The sequence below is a fragment of the Aquabacterium sp. genome (genome assembly GCF_030652515.1).
Classification (GTDB): Bacteria; Pseudomonadota; Gammaproteobacteria; order Burkholderiales; family Burkholderiaceae_C; genus Aquabacterium.
In genome coordinates this window covers 23,177-49,264 of the sequence record NZ_JAUSAR010000066.1, presented here as the reverse complement: position 1 = coordinate 49,264, position 26,088 = coordinate 23,177, and the positions used below count along the sequence as shown (strand labels likewise).

At 64.0% G+C, this 26,088-nt stretch carries 17 protein-coding genes; 11 read left to right on the top strand and 6 right to left on the bottom strand.

Features of this window, described 5'->3' with window-relative positions; genetic code table 11:
- The first annotated feature begins 124 nt into the window (after positions 1-124).
- The 4 genes from Q7V20_RS07915 (at position 125) to Q7V20_RS07900 (ending at position 5,747) form a co-directional block, all read left to right on the top strand.
- Entirely contained in the window at positions 125-787 is a 663-nt protein-coding gene (locus tag Q7V20_RS07915) for an ABC transporter ATP-binding protein (protein WP_304788919.1), read from the top strand.
- On the top strand, positions 777-3,317 hold the full coding sequence (locus Q7V20_RS07910) for an FtsX-like permease family protein (protein ID WP_304788917.1): 2,541 nt from the start codon (positions 777-779) through the stop codon (positions 3,315-3,317). Before Q7V20_RS07915 ends, Q7V20_RS07910 begins: the two co-directional genes overlap by 11 nt.
- Before the next feature lie 160 nt (positions 3,318-3,477).
- Positions 3,478-4,635, top strand: coding sequence for a YhcG family protein (locus Q7V20_RS07905; protein ID WP_304788915.1), 1,158 nt, complete (start codon positions 3,478-3,480; stop codon positions 4,633-4,635).
- Complete coding sequence (locus tag Q7V20_RS07900) at positions 4,632-5,747, top strand: carotenoid 1,2-hydratase (protein WP_304788913.1); 1,116 nt, start codon at positions 4,632-4,634, stop codon at positions 5,745-5,747. Before Q7V20_RS07905 ends, Q7V20_RS07900 begins: the two co-directional genes overlap by 4 nt.
- Here the strand turns inward: Q7V20_RS07900 and Q7V20_RS07895 are convergent.
- The gene (locus Q7V20_RS07895) at positions 5,723-7,285 is read right to left on the bottom strand and encodes an NAD(P)/FAD-dependent oxidoreductase (RefSeq protein ID WP_304788911.1); all 1,563 of its coding nucleotides are present in this window, start codon (positions 7,283-7,285) and stop codon (positions 5,723-5,725) included. The two genes, Q7V20_RS07900 and Q7V20_RS07895, sit on opposite strands and share 25 nt — an antisense overlap.
- 167 nt (positions 7,286-7,452) lie before the next feature.
- On the opposite strand from Q7V20_RS07895, the gene Q7V20_RS07890 reads away from it, so the two are divergent.
- From Q7V20_RS07890 to Q7V20_RS07880, 3 genes are all read left to right on the top strand, one after another.
- Positions 7,453-8,511 carry an AraC family transcriptional regulator gene (locus tag Q7V20_RS07890; protein WP_304788909.1) on the top strand — a complete coding sequence of 353 codons (1,059 nt, stop codon included), beginning with the start codon at positions 7,453-7,455 and terminating at the stop codon, positions 8,509-8,511.
- Positions 8,504-9,832, top strand: a complete 1,329-nt coding sequence (locus Q7V20_RS07885; RefSeq protein WP_304788907.1) for an Hsp70 family protein — start codon at positions 8,504-8,506, stop codon at positions 9,830-9,832. The genes Q7V20_RS07890 and Q7V20_RS07885 overlap by 8 nt, the downstream gene beginning before the upstream one ends.
- Before the next feature lie 112 nt (positions 9,833-9,944).
- The gene (locus Q7V20_RS07880; RefSeq protein ID WP_304788905.1) at positions 9,945-13,190 is read left to right on the top strand and encodes a response regulator; all 3,246 of its coding nucleotides are present in this window, start codon (positions 9,945-9,947) and stop codon (positions 13,188-13,190) included.
- Here the strand turns inward: Q7V20_RS07880 and Q7V20_RS07875 are convergent.
- A complete protein-coding gene (locus Q7V20_RS07875) occupies positions 13,156-13,590 on the bottom strand; it encodes an MAPEG family protein (protein ID WP_304788903.1) in 435 nt (144 codons plus the stop codon). The two genes, Q7V20_RS07880 and Q7V20_RS07875, sit on opposite strands and share 35 nt — an antisense overlap.
- Positions 13,591-13,680: 90 nt before the next feature.
- On the opposite strand from Q7V20_RS07875, the gene Q7V20_RS07870 reads away from it, so the two are divergent.
- Together Q7V20_RS07870 and Q7V20_RS07865 are read left to right on the top strand one after the other, a co-directional pair.
- Entirely contained in the window at positions 13,681-14,250 is a 570-nt protein-coding gene (locus Q7V20_RS07870) for a Crp/Fnr family transcriptional regulator (protein WP_304788901.1), read from the top strand.
- 104 nt (positions 14,251-14,354) lie between these two features.
- Positions 14,355-16,043 carry a hypothetical protein gene (locus tag Q7V20_RS07865; protein ID WP_304788899.1) on the top strand — a complete coding sequence of 563 codons (1,689 nt, stop codon included), beginning with the start codon at positions 14,355-14,357 and terminating at the stop codon, positions 16,041-16,043.
- Positions 16,044-16,049: 6 nt separating this feature from the next.
- Here Q7V20_RS07865 and Q7V20_RS07860 read toward each other — a convergent pair whose 3' ends face one another.
- Entirely contained in the window at positions 16,050-17,207 is a 1,158-nt protein-coding gene (locus Q7V20_RS07860) for a pyridoxal phosphate-dependent aminotransferase (RefSeq protein ID WP_304788898.1), read from the bottom strand.
- 58 nt (positions 17,208-17,265) lie between these two features.
- Positions 17,266-17,949, bottom strand: coding sequence for a ribulose-phosphate 3-epimerase (rpe, locus tag Q7V20_RS07855; RefSeq protein WP_304788896.1), 684 nt, complete (start codon positions 17,947-17,949; stop codon positions 17,266-17,268).
- 265 nt (positions 17,950-18,214) lie between these two features.
- Between rpe and Q7V20_RS07850 the strand changes: the two genes are divergently transcribed.
- Together Q7V20_RS07850 and Q7V20_RS07845 are read left to right on the top strand one after the other, a co-directional pair.
- Positions 18,215-21,250, top strand: a complete 3,036-nt coding sequence (locus tag Q7V20_RS07850; protein WP_304788894.1) for a type VI secretion system Vgr family protein — start codon at positions 18,215-18,217, stop codon at positions 21,248-21,250.
- A gap of 3 nt (positions 21,251-21,253) precedes the next feature.
- Positions 21,254-23,347 carry a hypothetical protein gene (locus tag Q7V20_RS07845; RefSeq protein ID WP_304788892.1) on the top strand — a complete coding sequence of 698 codons (2,094 nt, stop codon included), beginning with the start codon at positions 21,254-21,256 and terminating at the stop codon, positions 23,345-23,347.
- 31 nt (positions 23,348-23,378) lie between these two features.
- Here Q7V20_RS07845 and Q7V20_RS07840 read toward each other — a convergent pair whose 3' ends face one another.
- Both Q7V20_RS07840 and Q7V20_RS07835 read right to left on the bottom strand, forming a co-directional pair.
- Positions 23,379-24,413: an SUMF1/EgtB/PvdO family nonheme iron enzyme gene (locus Q7V20_RS07840; protein WP_304788890.1), complete on the bottom strand. Its 1,035-nt coding sequence runs from the start codon at positions 24,411-24,413 to the stop codon at positions 23,379-23,381.
- Positions 24,414-24,792: 379 nt separating this feature from the next.
- Complete coding sequence (locus tag Q7V20_RS07835; RefSeq protein ID WP_304788888.1) at positions 24,793-25,989, bottom strand: SUMF1/EgtB/PvdO family nonheme iron enzyme; 1,197 nt, start codon at positions 25,987-25,989, stop codon at positions 24,793-24,795.
- Positions 25,990-26,088 lie beyond the last annotated feature (99 nt).

The following is a 26,088-nucleotide window of genomic DNA, read 5'->3' as shown; positions in this document are numbered from 1 at the left end:
CAGCGTGGCGCTTTTCAGATCGACGATGAGCGGGGTGTTCCCTTTGGAGACAACAGCCATGGGGCAGCGAGACCTCGAAAGGGATACAGTTTACCGGTTCGTTCGCTCCCGGCCCTGAATCCGCATGCTTGAAGTTCGAGGTTTGACCAAACGTTATGGCCCCGAGCCGGTGTTCGCCCACGTTGATCTGAGCGTGCAACCGGGCGAATTCATCGCCATCGTGGGCGAATCGGGCGTCGGCAAATCCACCTTGCTGAACTGCCTGGCGGGGCTGGACCGGGCCGACGAAGGTCACGTTTCGCTGAAAGGCGTGGACGTTCAGTCGCTGGACGAGACCGCGCAGGCGCACTTTCGGCGCCGCCACCTGGGCTTCGTGTTCCAGGCCTTTCACGTGCTGCCGCACTTGAGCGTGGCGCAGAACGTGGGCCTGCCTTTGATGCTGCTGGGCGAGAACAAAGGCGCCGCCTACACCCACCGCCTGGCCGAGGCTTTGACGTCGGTCGGCCTGGAGGGCCTGGGCGAACGCCTGCCACAACAGTTGTCCGGCGGACAGCTGCAGCGCGTGGCCATCGCGCGCGCCTTGATCCACCGCCCCGCGCTGCTGCTGGCCGACGAGCCCACCGGCAACCTCGACCCCGAAACGGCGGACAAGGTGATGAGCGCTTTCGTGGCGCAAATCCGCACGCATCAGACAGCCTGTGTGATGGTGACCCATTCGCCCTCGGCCGCGCAACGCGCCGACCGGGTGCTGCGGCTGACCCGGCAAGGTCTGCGCGATGCGACCTGAGCCTTCGCCCGTTGCGACCCTGCTGCGTCACTTTTCCTGGCCAGAGCTGCGGCACCACGGCTGGCGCCATGCCACCGCCGTGCTGGCCGTGTTGCTGGGCGTGGCCTTGGCGTTCTCGGTGCACCTGATCAACGAATCGGCCTTGAGCGAGTTCAGCTCGGCGGTGCGATCGGTCAATGGGCAAGCCGATTTCAGCCTGCGCGCGGCACGCGGTGGCTTCGACGAAGCGCTGTACCCGAAAGTGGCCCGGCATGCTGATGTCGCCCTGGCCAGCCCTGTGGTTGAGGTGACGACGCTGGCCATCGGCCCGCAAGGGCAAAAGCACGCCTTGAAGATCCTTGGGCTGGACCCACTGGTGGCCGCGCCTTTGTCGCCCGCCTTGATCCCGCGCCTGGCCCAGGGCGAGGACCGCCTGGTGCTGTTCGCCACCGATGCCATCTCGCTGAACGCGCAAGCACGCCAGAAGCTGGGCGTGGCGGCGGGCGACACCATCGAGGTGCAGTCGGGCCTGGCCTTGAAGAAGCTGCGCGTGGTGGGCACGGTGATCGCCGGTGGCGAGGCCTTGGGCGTGATGGACATCGCGGGTGCCCAAGCGATGCTGGGCACGCTGGGGCAGCTCAGCCGCATCGACGTCAAGCTGGTGGGCGGCGCTCAAGCGGCCCTGGTGCTGAAGGCATTGCAGTTGCCCGATGGCGTCGTCAGCGATTCGGGCGATGAGTCCACGCAGCGGGTGTCCAACGTGTCGCGCGCCTATCGGGTGAACCTGACGGTGCTGGCATTGGTGGCGCTGTTCACTGGTGCCTTCCTGGTGTTCTCGATCCTGTCGCTGTCGGTGGCCAAGCGGCAGCAGTCTTTGGCGCTGTTGGGCGTGCTGGGCTTGAGCGCGCGTGAGCGGCTGTCGCTGGTGCTGTGCGAATCAGCCGCCATCGGGCTGCTGGGCTCGGTGCTGGGCATCGCTGCGGGCACGGGCCTGGCCTACACGGCACTCAAGCTCTTGGCCGGTGACCTGGGGGGCGGCTACTTCCCAGGCATTGCGCCCACCTTGCAGTGGTCACCCTGGGCGGCCGCGCTGTATGGCGGCCTGGGCGTGCTGGCCGCCATGTTGGGGGGCTGGTTGCCGGCCCGGGCTGCGCAAGACTTGCCGCCCGCCCAGGCCTTGAAGGGATTGGGCGACACGCACCACGCCTCGCGCCTGCCCTGGTTGGGCCCCGTCCTGTTGCTGCTGGGCGTGGCGCTGGCCATGCTGCCGCCCGTGGCCGGTGTGCCGCTGTGGGCTTACCTCAGCGTGGCTTGTCTGTTGATGGGGGGCATCGCCTGTGTGCCCGGCACGGTGGGCCTGCTGCTGAGCCTGTGGCCAACGCCGCAACGGCCCGCTCCCCTGCTCGCGTTTGAACGCGCGCGGCGCATGCGGCACACCGCCACGGTGGCCATCGCGGGCGTGGTGGCCAGCCTGAGCTTGTCGGTCGCCTTGACGGTGATGGTGGCCAGCTTCCGGGGCTCGGTCACGGCCTGGCTGGACGTGGTCCTGCCCGCCGACCTGTATGCCCGCGCCACCAGCGGCGCAGGCAGCGACACCTTGAACCTGGGCCAGGACCTGCTCGATGACGTGCGGCAAGTGCCCGGCGTGCAGCGCGCCGTGGGCATCCGCGTAACCTCGCTGAGCTTGAACCCATCACTCGGCGACGTGGCCTTGCTGTCGCGCCCCGTGGGCCAGGCCGACCGCAGCCTGCCCCTGGTGGGCGAGCTGCTGCCGCCCAAGCCCGGCCAGGTGGCGGTCTACGTGAGCGAGGCGATGGTGGACCTGCATGGCGCCGCACCTGGCCGCGCTTTGGCGCTGCCTTTGCGCGCGGGGCAGCCGCCCGTTCAAGCTTTCGTTCGCGGCGTGTGGCGCGACTACGCACGCCAGCAAGGCGCCATCGTGATCGACCAGGCCGACTACCAAGGCCTGACCGGCGACCACGGCATCAACGACCTGGCCTTGTGGCTGGCCCCCGAAGCGCGCACGCCCGATGTGCAAAGCGCCATCCGCCGCGCAGCCGAAGCGCGTGGCCTGGCCGGTGGCCTGATCGAGTTCGCCGAGCCGCGGCAGATCCGCGAGACCACCCTGCGCATCTTCGACCGCAGCTTCGCCGTCACCTACTGGTTGCAGGCCGTGGCCATCGGCATCGGCCTGTTCGGCACGGCGGCCAGCTTCTCGGCGCAGGTGCTGGCGCGCCGCAAGGAGTTCGGCCTGCTCAGCCACCTGGGCTTCACGCCCCGGCAGGTGCTGGGCATCGTCGGGGGTGAAGGTCTGGTGTTGACGGGCATCGGCGCCTTGATGGGCCTGGGCTTGGGCCTGGCGGTCAGCGTGGTGCTGGTCGAGGTGGTCAACCCGCAGAGCTTCCACTGGACCATGGAGCTGCTGGCGCCCTGGGACCGATTGGGCCTGCTGTGCCTGGGCGTGGTGCTGGCCGGCACGGTGACGGCCTTGATCGCTGGCCGACAAGCCATCGGGCGCGATGCCGTGATGGCCGTGAAGGAAGACTGGTGACACACGCCAGAAATGCCAGTGCGCGTGGCTCACGTTCTTACAATCAGCCACTCGACAGGCAAACAATTGGAGGGCTGGTGATGCGTGATGGTGTGAGTACTGCAGCAAATGCCTGCCGGGCATTGTTGACCTCTCGTGGGGTAGCTGCGAACGAGGTGGCATGGTGACCAAGCCCTTGGCGCCCACTCAGGACTACGACCGCATTCAAGGCGACATCGTTGCGCTGCTCAAGGCCGCCCGTGCCGCCGCCGCACGCAGTGTCAACGCCTTGATGACAGCCACCTACTGGGAAATCGGCCGCCGCATCGTCGAGCTTGACCAGGGCGGCAGCACCCGCGCCGACTATGGCAAGGCTTTGCTTCAGCGACTATCAGGTGACCTGAACCAGCGCTTCGGGCGTGGTTTCAGCGTGGACAACCTGGAACAGATGCGGCTTTTTTACCTGGCATACCCGGCGGCACAGATTGCCGAGACGCTGTCTCGGAATTCAGCCCCACTTGTTGCCCATGAAAAAACCGAGACAGCGTCTCGGATATCCAAGCCCGAGCAACTGGCTGCGGCTTTCCCCTTGTCCTGGTCACACTATGTGCACTTGACGCGGCGCACTCGCTCTGCAGAGGAACGAGCATTCTACGAAGCAGAGGCCCTGCGCGGAGGATGGAGCGTGCGCCAACTCGACCGCCAGATCGGCAGCCAGTTCTACACCAGGGCCTTGCTGTCGAAAAGCAAGCGCAACATGCTGGAAAAAGGCAGCCAGCCCCAGCCCGGTGATCTGATCACACCGGAAGAAGCCATCAAAGACCCGTATGTGCTGGAGTTTCTGGCCCTCAAGGACGAATACTCGGAGTCCGAGCTGGAAGACGCGCTGATCCACCGCCTGGAGGATTTTTTGCTGGAACTGGGCAGCGACTTTACCTTTGTAGGGCGCCAGCGCCGTCTGCGAATTGGCGAAAGCTGGTTCCGAGTGGACTTGCTGTTTTTCCACCGTCGATTGCGCTGCCTGGTCATCATCGACCTGAAGCTGACCGAGCTGAACCACGCTGATGTGGGACAGATGCACATGTACTGCAACTATGCCCGCGAACATTGGACCCTGCCCGACGAGAACCCTCCTGTGGGTTTGATCCTGTGCGCTCGGACCAATGCAGCCGTGGCGCGATACGCCCTGGATGGCCTGCCCAACAAGGTGCTGGCCGCCGAGTACCAGACCATGCTGCCCGATGAAGCTGTGTTGGTCGATGCGCTGAATCGGACCAGACGGGAGCTTGAAGCCAAGCGATGGCCAGGGGCAGCAGACCCTGTGCAAGGCGACGCATGAGCAATGGCTTGCCGCCATTCGACCGACGCCAGTGTCTCGCCCTGCTGGGCATGGGCACGCTGGGCGCCCATGCCAGCTGGGTCGCGCCCGCCGCCGCCCACCCCGAAGTCAAACCCGGTGATGCCCTGCGCTTCCCGCGGGACTTCGGCGCCCACCCCGAGTTTCGAACCGAGTGGTGGTACATCACCGGCCGCCTGCGCACGGCGGATCGCCAAACACTGGGCTTCCAGGTCACCTTCTTCCGATCGCGCGTGGACACGGCCCAAGACAACCCCAGCCAATTCGCCGCCAAGCAATTGATCCTGGCGCACGCCGCCCTCACCGATGCGGCGGGCCGCCAGTTGCTGCACGACCAGCGCATCGCCCGCGAAGGCCTGGGCCTGGCTGGTGCCAGCACGGCCGACACGCACGTGTACCTGAAAGACTGGTCCCTGCAACGCAGCGGCAGCACCACGCAAAGCCTTTACCAGGCGCAAGTCAAGGCCCAGGCCTTCAGCTTCCAACTGGGCATGCGCAGCACACAAGCACCCTTGGTGCAGGGCCAGGCGGGCTATTCGCGCAAAGGCCCGCTGCCCAGCCAGGCCAGCCGCTATTACTCGCAACCGCAGCTGGCGGTCACCGGCCAGGTCACCTTGAAAGGCCAGACGCAAGCTGTCACCGGCCAGGCCTGGATGGACCACGAGTGCGGCGAGGGCCTGCTGGCCCCCGACGCCGTGGGCTGGGACTGGATCGGCATGAACCTGCGCGATGGCAGCGCCCTGATGGCCTTCCGCGTGCGCCGGGCCGATGGCTCGACCTCATGGTCTGGCGGCAGCTTCCGCGCACCTGGCCAAGCCACCCACATCTTCAAACCTGAAGAGGTTCGCTTCACCCCAGGTCGCACCTGGCAAAGCCCCGCCACGCACGCCACCTACCCGGTCGAATGGCAGGTGATCACGCCCGTCGGCCGCTTCACCGTGCACGCCTTGCTCGATGCTCAGGAACTGGCCGGGCAGCAAAGCACCGGCACCGTCTACTGGGAAGGCTTGAGCGAATTGCGCGACGCCGACCAGCGCGTGGTCGGCGAGGGCTACCTGGAGATGACCGGCTACGCCAAGCCCATGGTGCTCTGAGAGCCGCCCACTTCCAACTGCTCCGTGGAACTCTTGGCCACACACTTCACGAACTCGTAGTCCGACTCGTTGATGCTGCGCGTTTGCAGCCAGTACTTCCACGTCGAGTTGGGCCAGATCGCGAAGTTGATGCCCTCCGCCGTCTGGTACCAGCTCTTGCAGCCCGATGACCACACCGTGCCCTTGAGCGCCTGTGTCACCTCGTTCAGGAAGCGCGTCATGGCAGCAGGCTTGACGTCCAGGTAGTCCACGCCCTTGGCCTTGACCAGCTGGATGCACTTGACGATGTAGTCCACCTGCGCCTCGATCATGAAGATGATGGAGTTGTGGCCCAGGCCGGTGTGCGGCCCCACCAATTGGTACATGTTGGGGTAGTTGGCGGTGGTGATGCCCAGGTAGGACGTTGGGCTAACCTTCCAGTCCTCTTGCAAGGTGTGACCATGGCGGCCGCGCATCTCGAAGTTCTTCATGTAGATGCGCGGGTCCACGATGAAACCGGTGCCCAGGATCAGGCAGTCCATGGGCCGCTCCACCCCATCCTTGGTGACGATGCTGTGCTCGCGGATTTCCTGGATGCCGTTGGTCACCAGCTCCACGTTCTGCCGGTTGAAGGTGGGGTACCACTTGTTGGAGATGAGGATGCGCTTGCAGCCCAGGGTGTAGTCGGGCGTGAGCTTCTTGACCAGGGCCGGATCCTTCACCTGGTGCGAGATGAACTTCTTGATCGCCGCGCCACCAATGCGCGCCATCCATGGGTTGAAGATGGGCCACACGCGCGACTCGTTGGTCCAGTAACAACGCCAGCGGTGCAGCGTGCGCGTGATGGGCAGGGCCGCGAACAGCTTCTTGCGGAACTCGGAATACTGGCGCGTGTCGCGCGGAATCACCCAGGCTGGCGTGCGCTGGAACACGTGCAGTTTCTTGACCAGGGGTGCGATCTCCGGCACGTACTGGATGGCGCTGCCGCCGCTGCCCAAAGACACCACCGTCTTGCCACGCAGATCGTAGCCGTGGTCCCACTGGGCCGAGTGCATCACCTTGCCCTCGAAGGTGTCCAGCCCCTTGATGTCAGGAAACGCCGGCACGTGCAGCGGGCCTGAAGCCAGCACCCAGTGGCGCGCGCTGATGACCTCGCCACCGGCGGTCTTGATGGTCCAGCGCCCCGTGCCTTCGTTGAACACCGCGCTGATCACCTCCTGGTTGAAATGGATGTGCGGGCGGATGCCGTACTTTTTGGTCACGTCCAGGATGTACTGCTGGATCTCGTCCCAAGGGGCATAGCGCTTGGTCCAATCCGGCTTGGTCTCGAACGAGTACGAGTACATGTGCGACTGCACATCGCACTCGGCGCCCGGGTAGGTGTTGTCGCGCCAGGTGCCGCCTACCTCGCTGGCTTTCTCCAGGATCACGAAGTCGTCAATGCCCGCCATCTTGAGCTTGACCGCCATGCACAAGCCGCCAAAGCCGACACCGGCGATCGCCACTTCAACCTGGCGGGGGCGGGGGGAGGAGGAAATGGTCGTGTTCTGTGAAGTCATGCGGCACCTTGTTGATTTGTCTCCGAACGCCAGGCCATGGTGCGTGCGCGGTGCGCTTGCCGCCATGCTAGATTCGCCCGTCAGATTGATTATTTCGGCCAAGCTGGCGGCGCCCAAGCCCCACAAGGCGCGTTCTTGACGCAGATCAAACCAAGCAAGCACCACCCATGGGTACCCGTCCCGTCCTGGGCCTCATCTACATGCTGCAAGGCCTGCAGCAACTGGGCGAAGACCCCACCCCCGTGCTGACCCGGCACGGCCTTGTCTTGGAACAGCTGAACCCCAGCACCCCCATCGACCGCGCCCGCGAGTTGCGGATCTACGCCGACCTGGCCCAGTACCTGCACGACCCCACCATCGGCCTGCGGCTGGGGCAGTTCTACAACCTGGCGGGCTACGGCCCACTGGTGATGCTGCTGCTGACCTGCGCCAATGCCTACGAAGCCTTTCAGATGGGCATCCGCTACCAGCGCCTGACCTACAACTACGGCACCCTGCGCTTCGAGCCCGGCGAACAGCTCAGCGCCCTGGTGCTGGAGCCCTTGCCCATGCCCCCCAAGGTGTTTCGCTTCCGGGTGGATGGCGAGGTCTCGGGCACCTACAAGATGATGCGTGACCTGCAGGCCTCGCTGGGCCTGGACCTGCGAGCCGAAAGCATCGACATGCCCTACCCGCGTCCGCCGGAAGCCGCCGTCTACGAAGCCCACTTCGGCTGCCCCGTGCGCTTTGGCGAGCCCGTGGCCCGCCTGTGGATGCGCAACGAGTACCTGCAACTGCGTTTTGCCTCGGCCGATCCGGCCGCCCATGGCATGTACCGGTCCATGTGCGAGCAACAACTGGTGGCGCAGAACGTGTCGCTGAGCACCTTGAGCGATCGGGTGCAGGCTCACCTGGCGATGTTCACGCAGGGTTACCCCAGCGCAGAGGAGGTGGCCCGCTCCTTCCAGTTGTCCGAGCGCAGCCTGCGGCGCCAGTTGAGCGAGGAAGGCCACAATTTTCGCGAGCTGTTGAGCCAGGTGCGTTACGACAAGGCGCGGCACTTGCTTCACCACACCCAGTTGTCGATCGAAGCGATTGCCCAGGAGCTGGGCTATGCTGAGTCCGCCGCCTTCATCCACGCCTTTCAACGCTGGAGCGGCAAAACGCCCGCCGCTTTTCGAAGCCACCCCCTGACTGATACAGTGTGCGCCCCGTCCGTCCCGCCAGAGAACCCGCCCCTTGAGTAGTTATTGCGCCATCGACTTCGGCACCTCCAATTCGGCCATCGCCATTCCCACTGACCAGGGGATGCGACTGGTGCCGCTGGAGGGCGACAGCCTCACCATGCCCACGGCGGTGTTCTACTGCACCGACAGCGATGACCTGCCCATCGCTTTTGAAAAAGCAACCGGCCGCGCTGGCGCCGAATTGCCCCGCACCTTTGGCCGCGCCGCCGTGCAGGCCTACATCGAAGGCTACGAAGGCCGCCTGATGCGCTCCATGAAGAGCATCCTGGGCAGCCCGCTGGTGGAGCAGACCACCGACCTGGGCCACGGCTTTGGCGTCAAGTACATCGACATCATCACCGGCTATTTGCACCACCTGCGCAGCCGCGCCGAGCGTGCCAGCGGCCAGGTGCTCAGCCACGTGGTGCTGGGCCGCCCCGTGTTTTTCGTGGACGACGACCCCGAGCGCGACGCGCAAGCCCAAGCCTCGCTGGCAGCCGCCGCCCACGCCGTGGGCTTCAAGGACGTGGCTTTCCAGTACGAACCGATCGCGGCTGCTTTTGACTACGAGCAACAGGCCACGCGCGAAGAACTCGCGCTGGTGGCCGACATCGGCGGTGGCACCTCCGACTTCTCGGTGGTGCGCGTGGGCCCGCAGCGCGCCGCCCTGCTCGACCGCCGCAGCGACATCCTGGCCAGCCACGGCGTGCACGTGGCGGGCACCGATTTCGACCGCCGCGTGTCCCTGTCCTGCGTGATGCCACCTTTGGGCCACGGCGGCATGGGCCCCAGCATTGGCGGCCAGCCGCCACGCCCCATTCCCAGCCGCGTCTATTTCGATCTGGCCACCTGGCACCTGATCAACAACATCTACCAGGCCCCGCGCGTGGCCGAGCTGAAAAGCATGAACGGCTTCTACGCCGACCAGACCCAGTTCAAGCGCCTGATGAAGGTGGTGAACGACCGCCTGGGCCACGCCCTGGTGGGCAGCGCCGAAGCCGCCAAGATCGCCGTGGCGGCCGGGGGCGATTTCGACATCGACCTGTCCATCATCGAAGCCGGCCTGCACGCCCCTTTGAAGGAAGCGCAAGCCGAGCAGGCCTTCCGCGAAGACCTGGCCCGCATCACCGCCTGCGCGCTCGATACCGTGCGCATGGCCGGCTTGCAGCCCTCTGACATCCACGCGCTGTATTTCACGGGCGGCTCCACCGGCCTGAAACTGCTGACCGACCAGCTGGAAGCGGCCTTCCCGCGGACCCGCGCGGTGCGTGGTGACCGCCTGGCCTCGGTGGCCACCGGCTTGGGCCTGCACGCCGGGCGCTTGTTCGGACGAGGGCCGTAAGCGACACTACAGGGCGCCATCAACGCAGGTGTGGGGAGATTTTGTGCCGTTGACCCGCTGGTTTCTTGCATCGCCCAAAGCAGCCAGGGCGCTCTTGACGGCGTGGCTGTGCATGCTGGCGTGGTCGGCCTCTGCCACCCCCACCGCGATCCGCGTCGCCACCGACGACGCCTTCCCGCCCTACACCTTCCGCGACGTGGAGGGACGCCCCGCTGGCTACCTGCTGGAGCTGTGGCAGTTGTGGGAGACCAAGACCGGCGTCAAGGTCCAGTTCATCGCCACCCACTGGGGCGAGGCCCGCCGCCTGATCGACGCGGGCGAGGCCGATGTCATCGACATGATGTACCGCACCCCGGAACGCGAGGCCCTGTACGATTTCTCACCGCCTTACGAGGTCGCGCCGGTCACCGTCTTTCGGCACGCCTCGGTCAACGGCATCGACAACGTGGCGGCGCTGCGCGGGTTTCAGATCGGCGTGCAGGAAGGTGACGTCTGCATCGACAAGCTGCGCCAAGGCGGCGTGACCAATCTGCGCATCTTCAAGGGCCATGCCGACGTCATCAAGGCCGCCGCTGCCCAGGACATCAAACTGTTCTGCCTGAACGAGCGCACGGCCAACTACCACCTGGCCAGACAAGACCTGCACCAGGCGTTCCGCAAGGCTTTCGAGATTTACCAAGGGCAGTTCCACCGGGCCACACGCAAGGGTGACGCTGCCACCATGAAGCTGGTGGAAGACGGCATGGCCGCCATCACCGCAGATGAGCTGACCAACCTGCACCAGAAATGGATGGACGAGCCCATCAACCTGGCGCCCTATGCGCAGCAGCTGGGCATCGGCGTGCTCATCCTGCTGGGCACGGGCATCCTGCTGCTGGGCTGGATCACCAGCCTGCGCCGCATCGTGCGGCGGCGCACCGCCGAAGCCCTGCTGCAAAAGGCGCAGTTGCAAACCCTGGTGAAGAACATCCCCGACCTGGTCTGGCTCAAAAGCGTGGGCGGCGTCTACATGGCCTGCAACCCCGGTGTTGAACGCCTGTACGGGGCCAGCGAGGCCGAGATCGTCGGCAAGACCGACCACGACTTCGCCGACAAGGCCCAGGCGGACATGTTCCGCGAACAGGACCACCTGGCCCTGGCCTCCGGTGGGCCACGAGCCAATGAGGAATGGTTAAAGTTCCCCGGCGAGACCGAAGCCCGTTTGTTCGAAACATTGAAGGCCCCGGTCTTTGACGCGCAAGGCCAGCCCATCGGCGTGCTCGGCGTGGCGCGCGACATCACCGAACGCAAGGTCGCCGCCCAAGAGCTGGAAGGCCTGCGCCATCACCTGCAGGAACTGGTGGACGAGCGCACCGCGCAACTGGCTGAAGTGGCCGATGCACTGCGCAAGGCCAACGTCGAACAGCAGGCCTTGTTTGACGCGGCCACGGTGGGCATCGGCTTGCTGCGGGGCCGCGTGATCCTGCGCTGCAACCGGCGCATGGAAGAAATCCTGGGCTACGCACCCGGCCAGTTGGCAGGGCAGGCCACCCGCGTCTTCTACCCCAATGAGGAGGCCTACCTCGCCGCCGGGGACAAGGTCTACGCGCAGATGATGACGGGCGAAACGCACGTGCGCGAAGAGCAGCTCATCAAGCACGATGGCAGCCGGTTCTGGGGCCGGATCAGCGCCCGCCTGATCGACAAGGACCACCCGGAGCGCGGCACGCTGGGCATCATCGAAGACATCACCACCGAACGTGAAGCCATGCAGGCCCTGCGCCAGGCCAAGGAGGCGGCCGAAGCTGCTGCGCGCATCAAATCCGATTTTTTGGCCAACATGAGCCACGAGATCCGCACCCCGATGAACGCCGTCATCGGCCTGACGCACCTGGCCTTGAAAACCGACCTGAAGCCCCAGCAGCGCGACTACCTGCAAAAAATCGCCGGGGCCAGCGACCACCTGATGGGCATCATCACCGACATCCTGGACCTCACCAAGATCGAGGCCAGCAAGCTGGACATCGAGCACCGCAGTTTCGAGCTCGAGCAGTTGCTGGTCAACATCTGCGCCCAACTGGTCGAGATGGCCAGCAGCAAGCACCTGGAGCTGATCCTGGATGTGGCGCCCGACGTGCCGGCTCAACTCGTGGGCGATGCCTTGCGCATCGGGCAGGTGCTGCTCAACTACGGCTCCAACGCGATCAAGTTCACCGAGCACGGCGAGATCGGGATCATCGTGCGCGTCCACCAGCGCCAGGCTCGGCAAGTGCAATTGCACTTCGCGGTGCGCGACACCGGCATCGGCCTGAGTGCGGAGCAGCAGGCGCGGCTCTTCCAGAGCTTCCAGCAGGCTGATACCTCGATCACCCGCAAATATGGGGGCACCGGGCTGGGCCTGGTCATCTCCAGGCACCTGGCCGAGCAGATGGGTGGCGAGGTGGGGGTGGACAGCACCCCCGGTGCCGGCAGCACCTTCTGGTTCACCGTGGCGCTGGAGGCCGAACCGCACGAAGCTCGTGTGCCCAAGCCCTCATCGCACCGCCAGCGCGCGCTGGTGGTGGACGACAACGACCGCGCCCGCCAGGTGCTGCACGGCATGCTCGATCACCTGGGTTTCATCGTCAGCGATGCCGCCACGGGCGAGCAGGCCGTGGCCGCCGTCGAGCAGGCCGCCACCTCAGGCCAGCCCTTCGCGCTGGTGCTGCTCGATGCGCAGATGCCCGGCCTGGATGGCGTGGACACGGCCCGCCAGATCCGCGCGCTGGGCTTGCACACACCGCCCCACCTGGCCTTGCTGTCCGCCTATGGCCACGACCAGGCCATGGAGCAGGCTCGCCTTGAAGGCATCGAGCATGTGCTGATCAAACCGGTGCACGCCTCGATGCTGCAAGACCTCGCCGCCCTGGTGCAGGGCGGCCAACGCCCGCAGCCCACGGCCGCCGCCCTGCCTTCCGAGGCCGAGCTGGCCTTGAAGCGCAAGGCCCAGGGCGCACGCATCCTGGTCGTGGAAGACACGGCCTTGAACCAGATGCTGATGAACGAGATCCTGGTGAGCCTGGGTTTTGCCGTGGACTTCGCCGAGAACGGCGCGATCGGCGTGCAGAAGGTTTTGTCCACGCACTACGACCTCGTGCTGATGGACATGCAGATGCCGGTGATGGACGGCATCACCGCGACCACCGAGATCCGCCAGCATCCCGCCCTGGCCCAGTTGCCCATCATCGCCATGACGGCCAACGCCATGCGCGAAGACAGCGAGCGCTGCCTGGCCTGCGGCATGAACGACTACATCGCCAAGCCAATCCGGCTGCCGCAGCTGTGGTCTTTGCTGAACCGCTGGCTCAGCAAAGACGCATCACCACCCGGCCCAGCATGAACCACAGCGCCAGGCTGGCACCCAGGTAGGCGATGAAGCGCAGCATCACGATATTGATGGTGCAATGCACGGCGCTGTGCACCGCGCGCAGGCCCACGAAAACCCAGGCGGCCGTCACGTCGGTGTGGGTGGCCCAGCCCAACTGGATCAGGACCAGGCACACGGCGTAGAACAGCACCGGCAACTCGAACAGGTTCTTCAGGTTGTTGGAGGCGAACTCCACGCCCTCGGGCAGGGCCTGCGTCATCTTCTGCGGCGTGTTCACCGTTTGCGCGTCAATGCCATGGCGGGTCATGTAGCCCAGGCGGCGCGCGTACATGAACAACCAGACCACGCCGGTCAACACCATCATGGCCACCATGGGGCGCAGCATCGGCGGGATCAGCTCTTGGGGTGTCATCTCGAAGGTCTCCTGTCGGTTTGCGGTTAATCTCGGCGCGCATCGTCGCTCCAAACCACCCCGCTGTCATTAACGATGGATAAGCAATCCTTGCTGAGCTGGCCCCTGCTGTGCAAACTGGCGGGCGATGAGGTGGCTCTGCCCGATGACCTGGCCCAGCACCTGCGCATCGTGTGCTTGCCCAAAGGCCAGACCTTGTTCGAAGCAGGCCAGGTGCACCCCTACTTGTACGTGGTCCGACGCGGTTGCTTGAAGCTGGTGTATCGCGCCTTGAATGGTGACGACTGGGTGCAGGAGCTGGTGTCCGAGGGCGACTTCTTCTGCAGCCTGACCGCCCTTCACGGCCAGGGCGTGACCAGCTTTGCCTGCGAGGCCCTGGAAGCCTGCGAACTGGAATGCATCGACTACGTCTGGATGGAGGAGATCGCCGCCCAACACGCGCTGTGGCAACGCGCCTTGCTGCGGGGCTGGCAAGCATTCGCCGCGCGCAAGGAGTTGCGTGAACGCGATCTGCTGACCTTGTCGCCCACGCAGCGTTATCAGGCCTTTGTCGATGGCCATCCCGGCCTGGCACAGCGCGTGCCGCAGAAAGACCTGGCGCGGTTTCTGGGCATCACGCCCGTGTCGCTCAGCCGCATCCGCGGCCGACTCAAAGATTGAGGCCTGGCATGGTCCCCCTTGATCGCGGTGGGTGCGGCCGCCAAGTGAAGCCTCTAGGGTGACAATGCTCCCGTTGTTCAAAAAAAACTCAGGGAGAAGCCGCCATGGCTCAGCAGTACTTGTCTTGGTTCCAGTCCATGCGTTGGGCACCCTTGCTCGGCGTTGCCTTTCTGGCCGCTTGCGGCGGTGGCAGCAACGATGACAAGCGGCAGCCCGTTTCAGATCGTGAAGTGACGCCCCTTGCCGCCAACCCGTCCACCATCAGTATCCGCTACGCCGTCGCCGACCTTCACCAAGGAGTCCCGGGCAATTACACCCGTCAACTGGCCGTCGTCGACAGCCTCACCGGCGCGGTGGTCTGGCAAACCACATTGGGCTCCGGGGACGCCGACTACCCCGGCTGGCTCGTGAGCGATGCCTACCAACAGCCTCCCGGCGCCGCAGGCCTGCAGTACCAAGGGCCCCAGTTGCTCTATTACGTGCGCAATGGCCAAGTCTTCCAGGTCGATATCGGTGGCAGCGTGACGCCCACGCCCCAACGCATCTCTTCGCTGGTCAATGCCTGCGGCCTGAGCCCCGGATTCTTCGCCACGGAAGCCGATGGCCGGCACGACTGGTTCGTGGTGCGCACGCCTGGCCCGGACGGCGATTGCGATCAACCCTCCGACAACGGCCAGGTACTCGTGTCCACAGGCATGTCCACGGCCTTGGTCGGGCCCAGCGCGCCTGCCGGTCAGGCCGTCATCCTGAGCCGTCTGATCAATGCCCTGGGCCAGACACGCGGCCTGCTCACGCTGGATGCAGGTTCACGCCGCATCGTCGTCCGCTCCACCGATCTGACGCAGATCCTGCACACCTTGCCGGGTGACGTCGCGCCCGACCTCATCGTTCGCGTTGTGGCGCCCCTGCCAGACCAGGCCACGCAATGGTTGATCCAGATCGGCACACAGATCCACCAACTGAACTGGACCGGTGCCACGCCAGTCCTGGGCCCTGCCCTGGCCACATTGGTGAACGCCTCCGCGCCCCTTGTCTTCAACCTGGACAACAAGGCCTTGTACCTGGCCAATGGTCAACAGATCCTGTCCATCAACACCACGGGGGCCGTGTCGACGCTGAGCACGCTGCCTGCCGAAGGCGGCAACATCACGGGGCTTTGGCTGAGCAGCACCTCGGTCCTGGCCACGCAGGCCGCCACGTACAGCAGCCCGGCGCCCTGGAGCGGTGAAGTCCTGTGGTCCATCAACCGGAGCAGCACCGCCAGGCAGGCTTTGGTGCGTGGCCAAAGCAATCTGCCTTGGGCCGTCAACGACATCAACGTGTTCCACGTCGAAAACGGTTTGGTCTACTACACCCGGACCGCAGACGACAACACGGAGGATATTTACAGCATCCGCGATAACGGCAACAGCCAGACACTGCTAGCCAGTGGCATCAACCTGGTCAACAAGGTCCTGCACCCCCTGTTCAACCCCGACAGCGTGTCGCAGAAGGGCCTGGTGTGGTGCGAACCCGCGCCGAACCGGACGGACTGCGACGGCGGCAGGCTGGTGAGCTACGACGTTGACACGCGCGCCAAAATCACCCTGGGCACCCTGCCCACCCATGGCGATTACTTCAGCATGGCGCGGATGCTCAACCAGGCCTGGGCCGGCGCACAGAACCCGCTGTACGTTCACCACTGGACGGAAGTCCTGAACGGCAACACGTCCACCTTCCACATCGACACCACGCTGTGGTTGTTCAACGCCGACACTCCCAACTCGCTCAGGTCGGTGCCGCTGGTGCCCTGATCGCTTTCACAGCCTGATCAAGCGATCCAGGGCCTTTTCGAGCGTGGCCGCCGATTTGGCAAAGCAAAAGCGGATCACGCCAAAGTCGGCCTGGTCCTGGTAGAAGGCCGACACGGGGATCGCGGCCACGCCATGCTCTACCGTCAGGCGCTCGACAAAGGCACGGTCGCCTTCATCGGAGATGGCGCCGTACTTCACGCATTGAAAGTAGGTGCCCTGGCAAGGCATCAACTCGAAGCGCGAGCCCGAGATCGCTTGCCGGAAGATGTCGCGCTTGCCTTGGTACAGGGCGTTCAGCTCGGCATACCACTCGCGCTTCTTCATGAAGTCGGCCAGCGCGTATTGCGAAGGCCCATGCACCGTGAACACGATGAACTGGTGCGCCTTGCGGAACTCGGCCATCAGCTCGCGCGGGGCCAGGCAGTAAGCCACCTTCCAACCTGTGACGTGGTAGGTCTTGCCAAAGCTGGACACCACGAAGCTGCGCTCGGCCAGGCCGGGGTAGTGCATCACGCTTTCATGGCGCACGCCATCGAACACCATGTGCTCGTAGACCTCGTCGCTGAGCACCACGATGTTGGTGTCCTTGACCAAGGCCTGCAGCGCCAGCATGTCATCGCTGGAGAACACCGCGCCAGTCGGGTTGTGCGGTGAGTTGATGATGATCATGCGCGTGCGCTTGTTGATCAGCTTCTTGACCTGCGCCCAGTCGGGCTTGTAATCGGACAGGGCCAGGCGCGCGTACACCGGCTTGCCGCCATTCAATTCGATCGCGGGGCCATAGCTGTCGTACACCGGCTCGAAGACGATGACCTCGTCGCCGCGCCGCACCATGCTCGCCACCGCGGTGAAGATGGCCTGCGTGGCACCCGCCGTGACGGTGACCTCGGTGTCAGGGTCATAAGTGGCGCCGTACAAGGACTGGGCCTTGGCCGCGATGGCCTCTCGCAGCACAGGCACGCCCGCCATGGGCGCGTACTGGTTGTGGCCTGCGCGGGCGTGCTGGTCGAGCAGGTCCAGCAGCTCGCGCGGTGCGTCGAAATCAGGAAAGCCCTGCGACAGGTTGATGGCCCCATGCTGCTGGGCCAGGGCCGACATGACCGAGAAGATGGTGGTGCCGACTTGCGGCAGGCGGGACGTGATCTGAACAGGCGTGGAAGGCATGCGCCGAGGATAGCCTCAACGCATCAGCGCACGTGTGCAGCCGTTACAAGCCGCGCGCTCAAGCCGCCAATTGCTGCCGCATCGCGTCGATCACCGCCTTGTAGTCTGGCTGGCCAAAAATCGCGCTGCCCGCGACGAAGGTGTCGGCGCCGCTGTCGGCCACGCGGCGGATGTTGTCCACCTTCACGCCACCGTCGATCTCCAGGCGGATGTCGCGGCCCGACGCATCAATGATCTTGCGCACCTTCTCGGCCTTGCGCAGCGTGCTGTCGATGAAGCTCTGCCCGCCAAAGCCGGGGTTCACGCTCATCAGCAGCACCACATCGACCTTGTCGAGCACCCACTCCAGCACGTCCAGCGGCGCGGCAGGGTTGAACACCAGGCCGGCCTGGCACCCTTCAGCCTTGATCAGCTGCAAGGTGCGGTCCACGTGCGCGCTGGCATCGGGGTGGAAGGTGATGATGTCGGCGCCCGCCTTGGCGAAAGCCTGGGCCAGTGCGTCGACCGGCTGCACCATCAAATGCACATCGATGGGCACCCTGGTGCCATCAGCCTTGACCGAGTGCTTGCGCAGCGCCTGGCAGATCATCGGCCCGAAGGTCAGGTTGGGCACGTAATGGTTGTCCATCACGTCGAAGTGGATCCAGTCGGCGCCCGCGTCGATCACGTGGCGGACCTCCTCGCCCAGGCGGGCAAAGTCGGCGGACAAGAGGCTGGGGGCGATGCGGAAAGTGCGCGACATGGCTTGGGACCTCGTCAAAGGCCGGTTAAAGGTCAGGCCTGCATTTTATGGACGCTGGCCCGCCCGGTCATGACGCCCCCCTTGAACTTGTGCGGGACATCGCCCCTGCTTGCTGAATCCGCAACATTTGCTTTCACTTTTGCGCCATCTGACAGGCCCCCATGCGGGGGTTGGCCCCGATTCCCGGACTGGTTTTGCGATAACTTCCCGACTCTGCGCCAGGGCCTCGCTGCACTGGGCGCCACAAGAATTCAGGGACACCCGCATGACCGACCTTTCCGCCCTGCCAAGCTCCTTGGCCAGCGCCGCGCACGACCTGTTCGATTCACTGTTGGCCGACCTGTCGTCCCTGGGCGCGCGCCAGCACACGCGCCTGTTGCGCCTGCACACGCCCTTGGGCCCCGACGTGTTGATGGCCGAGCGCGCCGAGATCACGCAAGCCATCGGCCCGGTTGGCAGCGGCGCGCCTGACCGGATAGAGATGCTGGCCCTGAGCCGCAACGCCCACCTTCAAGCGCCCGACCTGCTCGGCCAGCCGGTGCTGCTGGAGTTGCTCACCGCGCAAAGCCGCACCGCGCTGCGCCCCTTTCACGGCCACGTCACCGAGTTCCGCCTGCTGGGCTCAGACGGCGGACTGGCCCGCTACCAGCTCGTCATCGAGCCCTGGCTGGCCTTCCTGCGCGCGCGGGTCGATTCGTGGACGTTTCAAAACCTGAGCGTGCTCGGCATCCTGGAATCCGTGTTCGCCGACTACGTGGGCCAAGGTACCCTGACCGCGGCCCACCGCCTGGAAATCGCCGACCCGGCGGTCTACCCGGTGCTGTCCACCCTGAGCCAGTTCAACGAATCCGACCTGGATTTCGTGACCCGCCTGCTGGCGGACAACGGCCTGTTCTGCTGGTGGGAACACACCGGCAACCCGGGCGATGCGGCCACGCTGGGCAGCCACACCCTGGTCATCGCCGACCACAACGGCGCACTGCAAGCCAACACGCAGCCCAGCATCCGCTTCACGCAGCCCGGCGCGGTGATGAAGGAAGACAGCATCACCCGATGGCATGGCCACCGCCGCGTGGGCACCTCCAGCCTGAGCCTGGCCAGTTGGGACTACCGCAGCGTGGACAGCCACCAGGGCACGGCCCAGGTCGACGCCGCTCACGGGCAAGCTTTCGCGCTGGCACACCACGATCAACCCGGCGTCTACGCCTTTGAGACGCCCGCCGAAGCGCAACGGCTGGCCACGGCCCACCTGCAAGCGCTGGAAGCTCGCCGCAAGCAGTTCCATGGGCGTGGCACCGTGCGCACCCTGGCCCCGGCCACCACCTTTGTTCTGCGTGAGCACAGCGACCACGACCTTTCAGCGGGTGAAGACGCCGCGCGATTCGTCGTGCGGAGCGTGACGCACAAAGCGCGCAACAACCTCAGCGCCGACTCGCAGGCCGGGTTGCAGCACCTGCTGGGCCACGTTGCGCCCTTGTTGTCCAAGCAGCCTCAGGCCAATGGCAGCGACGAACCTTTGTACGAAGCTCGCTTCACTGCGCAACGTGCCAGCGTCCCCGTGCGTCCTTTGCTGGTGAATGAGCATGGCAGCCGACTGCACCCGCGCCCCTCGGCGGACGGCACACAGACCGCCCTGGTCGTGGGCCTGGACGCACCTGTTCACACCGACCGAGATGGCCGCATCAAGGTGCAGTTCCATTGGCAACGTGGCGCCAGCAGCAGCCACCGCCTGGGCCACAACTCGCCCACGCCTGATGCCGACAATGCACCGGCCTCCGACGCCTCGGGCACCTGGGTGCGCGTGGCGCAAGGCTGGGCGGGCGCCAACTGGGGCAGTGGCTTCATCCCCCGCCTGGGCCAGGAGGTGGTCGTCGCCTTTCTGGAAGGTGACATCGACCGGCCGGTGGTGATTGGCGCGGCCTACAACGGGCAAGGTTCTGGCAATGCGCAAGGCAACGAGGTGAACGCCGGGGCGGCTCAGGCCACGGGCAACGCACCGGCGTGGTTCCCGGGCGACCAGCGCCAGGGCGAGCAGGAAGGCCATGCACACACCGCCACCTTGAGTGGGTTCAAAAGCCAAAGCCTGGACACCAGCCAGAGCGGCGGTGGCGGCCACAACCAACTGGTGTTCGACGACACCCCCGGCCAAGGCCGCGTGTTGGCCCACACCACGCAAAGCCAGACCTGGCTGCAGATGGGCCACCTGCTGCAACAAAACGACAACCAGCGCCTGGCCAGACGAGGCCATGGCCTGGAGCTGCACACGCAGGCGCAGGGTGCGGTGCGTGCGGGCAGCGGCCTGCACATCAGCACCTTTGCGCGCCATGGTGGCACCAGCACGGCGCAAGGCCAGCCCACCAACACACGCGAAGCGCAAAGGCAGTTGCAAAGCCATGCCGAGCTGCTCAAGTCTTTGAGCGAGAACGCGCAGACGCATCTGGCCAAGCTGCCCAACGAGCCTGCGCCCGATCAGCTCAATGCGCAGAAAGCCTTGCAGGCCACGCTGGCCAGCTTGAAGGGCACGCGGTCGTCCGACGGCCAGGCCGCTGATGTGTTGGTGGAGAAGGGCGAGGTCATCGCCATTGATGGCGGCCACGGCAGCATCCCCATCACCGCGCGCCCCGACCTGGTCCTGAGCGCTGCGGCAGACATCAGCAGCGCCACGCCCGCCCACACCGTCATCAGCGCCGGGCAGAACGCCACCATCACCACGGGGCAGGACGCCAACCTGCTGAGCCAGCGGCATGCGGCCTGGGCCGTCAAGGATGGCATCAGCCTGTTCACGCGGGGCGAGACCAAGGATGGCCAGCGCGCGGTGCAAGACATCGGTTTGAAGCTGCACGCGGCCAGCGGCAATGTGAACACGCAGGCGCAGAGTGACCGCTTCAGCTTGACGGCGGAGAAGGGCATTGACCTTCAGAGCACCGCAGGCAGCATCGTCATCAGCGCGCCCAACAAGATTGTGCTGAATGGGGGGGGCAGCTACATCAAGATCGAGGGTGGGGACATTGAAGTGGGGACCAGTGGCACTGCGGCGTTCAAGGGGGCGATGAAGGAGTTGACGGGGGGGAGTTCGGCGTCGGCAAGTGATGTCAACTTGGCCAAGAGCAAGCAGTTGTTCGACGAGCAGTTCCGGGTGCTGGACCAGGACACTGGCCAGCCCATGGGCTACTACAAGTACCGCATCGAGAACAGCAAGGGCGAGGTGCTTGCTCGGGGCATCACCGACCAGGATGGGCGCACGACACGTGTGCACACACCAGGCTCACAACAGATCCGCATTGTGGCGGACGAGGAATAAAACATGTCGGGAGATACCGCCGTTCTGGGCAGCGCGAGCACCAACGTGACACGGGGCTCGTCAACAGATGCCAAGGCCACCTACGATGCAGACCTGCTCTTGTTTGATCCCAAGAACGAAGCCGTTCTGGTCGTGCCCAAAGAGAAGGCAAAGGAGTTTTTGCAAGAGGCCAACCAGATGGAAGCTTTGTGCAAGGCTCTGATTGATGCCAAGGAGCGACTGATCACGCTGGAAGAAAAGCTGGCCAAGGCGGAGACCGCGCGATGGCCAACCCTGAATGAAGTCAACCATTTGACTGGCGAGCTGAAGAAGGCCCAGAAGAAATACGACGAGGCCTATGCAGCCGTCAAAGTGGAGTTGGGCGACAAGGGCTACCTGGCCACTTCGGGCAACGGCAAGGAGATGCTGGAACTGATCCCACTTTCCAAACGCAAGGCAGGCGGCAAACCACAGGTGTGGGGGCGCAAGTGGACATACGTTCGATCTGACAAAGTTAGAAGCCACTACCGTAGCTACCAGCTCAGCACCAAGGACAAGAAGGCGCAAACAGCCAGCTTCATCAAAAACGGCAAGATTGACACCAAGACGCTCAAGGAGCAGTTCGGCAAGCTGGAGCCCAAGTTCAAGGCTGAATGGGAAGATCACACAGCGGGTTTCATGTTGCCCAACTTGCAGGCCTGGGCCGACGACTTGAACAGGAAGTCAGAGGGCAAGCACATCAGCTTTGCATATGGCGTTCAGTTGTTCCGGTACTTTGCTGGGTGCAGTGCGGGCGTTGAATGGAACCCCAAGGGCGGCAAGATCGCGGGCAAGCTCAATGGCAAGGCCGAGCTGATGGTGGCTCAGGGCGAAGCCTCCGCCGAAGGCTATTTGCCCAACAGCGATGGTTGGGCTTGGGCGCTGACTGGGATGAAGTCAGGCAAGGAGTTTCACATCGGCGCACTGCGATTCATGGCGCAGGTCAAGCTCACCGCCGCAGCGGGGGCTAGCGCGGCGGCCGAGCTGGGCCTGGAAGTGGACTACAGCCAGTTGACCAAGGCTGGGGTCAAGGGTGCGGGCCGACCCAAGGGCACGGATCCCAATGCCAAGAAAGCTTCACTGGAAAAAGTAGGCGCCGAAGCAGGCCTGGGAGCTGATTTGTTCGCAGGAGCCAAAGCGGGCGGGGAATTCACCGGCGCACTGGAGTACAAAAGCCCCAAAACCGTCAATGAAAAATTCAAAGCCATGGCCAGCGTCGGCCCCAAGGTCGAAGTGCAGTTTGGCGCAGGGGCTGCTGCTTGCCTGATGGTGCATTACGACAAAGGCAAGTTCAGGCTGAAAGCCAAGGCTGGCCTTTGCTTTGGCGCCGGGGCCAAAGGCGAGATTGGCCTTGAGGTGGACGCCTTGCACATCGCCGAGTTCATGGAATGGCTGTTCAGGGCGCTGCTCAATGCCAACTTTGAGATGTTGCAGATATTGACGTCCGAGTGCTACAGGTCTGCTGTGCGGTTGCAGGTGATGATGCTGAATGGAGTCGGCGATGCTTATCGGAATGTTGACCAAGAATGGAGCGACTTCCAAAAAAAGCTGGATCTAGAGGATCAGCGCGTCAAACTAATGGAGCGGGTCTTGACAGATCCTGCCGAATTGCGTCTGTGCGTGCCAGAGGCGCATGGCATCTTGCTGCATCAACTCACCCGCCATGGCAGTTTGACAGCAGCCCACCCAGCCAACTCAGGCTGGACAACCAATTCATTCTGGGACGGTTTTGAGTTCCTGGGGCAGCGCAAGAAGGCCGTGATGCAAGTGTGCCAGTGGGCTCAAAGTAAGCGGCAGTTTGAGAACATGGTCCAGCACATGAATGCGAAGGGCAGCAAGGGCGGTTTCAGAGGAAACTACGATGGCTTGCTGCGCTTCATGGAAGTGGGTCCGCTGGACAGCAACTACGACGATGCATTACGGGTCTTGTACGCCCGGCTTCCAGATGAGCCTGCGCGAGGCTTCCCTCTGGCCATGAACAACACCGTCGATTTCAGCATGCAAGCTCGGATGAAGGGCTCTCCCCAGTACATGGCATTGTTGAATGGGCAAGGAACGCGCTTGAGTACCATGGCCTGAACGAGGTCGGCGAGCCGCTGCCCTCGTCCGTTCACTTGCGTGGATCAACAGGAGGCTTGTTCACCGCGCAACGAAAACTCTCTCGGGTAAAGGGGAATCGCCGCTCCCCATCATGGGACTTAGACACTGCGGGATCGCTGTGATACCTAGTCAAGTGAGGGAAGGCACTGAAGTCTTCGTTGGTGGGCTTTCCTCTCAATACTTTCTCTGTGCCCGTCGCTGGGCCTTGAGGATTCTTGATCGGTCCTTGTTGATACACACCTGGTGCATACCAGTCATCCATCCATTCGTAGCCATTGCCCACGAGGTCATGCAGGCCCAAAGGCGATCCGGCATACCGACCCACCGGATAAAGCGCGCCATTGCCAATGAGATCTTCCTTCTGCTTGAAGGTTGGATGCGTGCGCCCCTCTTCCAACAACCCTGTATCGGTTGGAAAAGGATGGCGATAGCTGTTGGTGCGATTGCTGGCCGCGTACTCCCACTGAGCTTCGGTGGGCAGATCGAACGGCAGCCCAGTCACTTTGCCCAGCCACTGACAGTAGCCCTTGGCTTGCTTCCAGATCACGCCGGCAGGCACGTCGTCAGCGGTTCGGGAGTCTCGCCATATCTTCAGAAATACCTCGTCGCCCTTTGGCGGATGCGCCGGCAACGCATTGGCCGCCACATACACATCAAAGTCCCCATACGTGACCTTGTATTGCTGAATCGAAAACCCATCCAACTCAACCCACTTAGGCGGCTTGTTGTCTTCATCAATCGTGAACGCCAAGTTCTCGCCGGGTTTGGCATCGGGCCCTGGTGCGATATTGTTCTGCTTGGCGTGGTCGTCCATCAACACGCCAAAGTCGCCCAACCAGAATCCACCGCCTTGAACCGGGCTGAGTTGCTTCAAGCTCTTGTCCACCAAAGCCCTGATCTTGGCCTGCGTTTCGGGCGCCTGCGCCAGCTTGTCAGCCTGCCTTTGCGCCCACCACTCGCACCCCGTCAGCCCCATGCTCAACAGCATGAGGGGAAGCAACTTCAGCACCCGCTGCTTGTCGATGACATTGATGGTCAACCGCATCCGCCCTGTTTGCATAAATCACTCGTTGAGATCGCTGTAATCGCAGACTTCAATTGTAGATGTCGGGGCCTGGTAACCCAGGATGAATTGGCGTTCACTTGTGACAACCGGGCGCCCAGTGCCGCCGCGCAAGTCGGCACCGACATTTGCTGGGTCATATTGCACCGCTAGGCCAATCGCAGCTACGGGCTCTTGTGCGAAGCACGCCTCACCGCAACGTGACAGCAATCGTCGGTGTTGTCTGACCGGGCGTTCGGGCGCAGTGACCTGGACGCCTTCATTGACTCATTCTCGGAAGGTTGGCTGGACCCGATCGTCACTGGCCTGGCCAGCCCCCTCGGCAGCGCAAGCGTCGCACACACCGCACGCTTTGACCCCTTCAGCGCCAACCTTGCTTTGCATTGAGCACACACCGGAATTGGTTGCCCCGTGTCTCCTCATGGCCGTACCGGTGCAGCACGCTGTTGGCCCAGTTGCCCGCCACGGCGCGGACCGATCTCAGCGACCCGGATGCGGCACCCACCGGGTTCTTGAGCAGCTTTTGTCCAAAGCGCGGGTCATCGGCATACCAATCACCGGTCCACTCCACTTCGTCGCCCCCGACCACTCCTTGCATGCCGATGCGGTTCTCGCCCGTCAGGCTGGGAGGCTGTGGTCGGATGAACGTCGTCGGCTCCCCTGCCAGTTTTTTGACGGTGGCGATGCCATCGTCCACCGATTGGGTGGTCGGAACGAAAGGATTGCCCCACTGGATGCCAGGAAGGTGGTGTACAGGGTGTGAAATGAACTTGCCGCCTTCGCGGGCCGCGTACTCCCACTGCGCCTCCGTCGGCAAAGCGAACGGCTGGCCCGTCAGGTCCTTCAGCCAAAGGCAGAAGCCGTTGGCATCCCGCCAATTGACGGGCCAAGCCACATAGCCGGGCCGGTGTGCAAGAGCTCCGACGATGGGCGCTTTCTCATGTCCTTCAATGATCCAGCTCAGCACGCTCCGTCCTTGGGCACGCAGATAGAGGTCGAACGCTGCGAAGGTGACAGGCCCTTTCATGATCGCATAAGCGCTCAACTCCACCGGATGGGCCCGGTTGTTGGCCTGGCCTGTGATGGTCAAACCATCCTTGAGCTTCATCGGACCAAAGTCCCCCATGATGAAGCGACCACCTTTCAGCGGGATCAACTGCGCTTTCGCCTTCAACACAGCCTGCAATTCGTTCAGTTCGGCTGCGCCAGGTTTGTCCTGATTCCGGTAGAGATCGAGCAACACGGCATCGTTCTGACGCAGGGGGTGTTGCCTCGGAAAATCTCGTCCGGTGAGATGCTCGATGCGCAAACGCTCTGCATGGCTGGGCAAAGGAATCCGCGCCAGTCGGATCAACTCCTCACGCTGGGCCTGAGCATCGGTCGGCAGAGAAGCCAGGATGGCCCGCTGCCGGGCATCGGGCTCCCAGGTATCGGGTGCCCCCTGCTTAACAGCCGGAAGCGGAACCGGCGCAACCTGCTGCTGAGCCATGCAACCATTCACCCCGGACAGCAACATCAAGATCAAGCCCCACCTCACGGTCCCGGTCACCTGGTTCATTCGAAACATCTCCACGCATTGTTTTGTATTCGTGCGGATCAGGCGATCAAATCCCAGCCTGAGGGCGCCCCGAAAATAGCACGACACAGGCCAGATCCT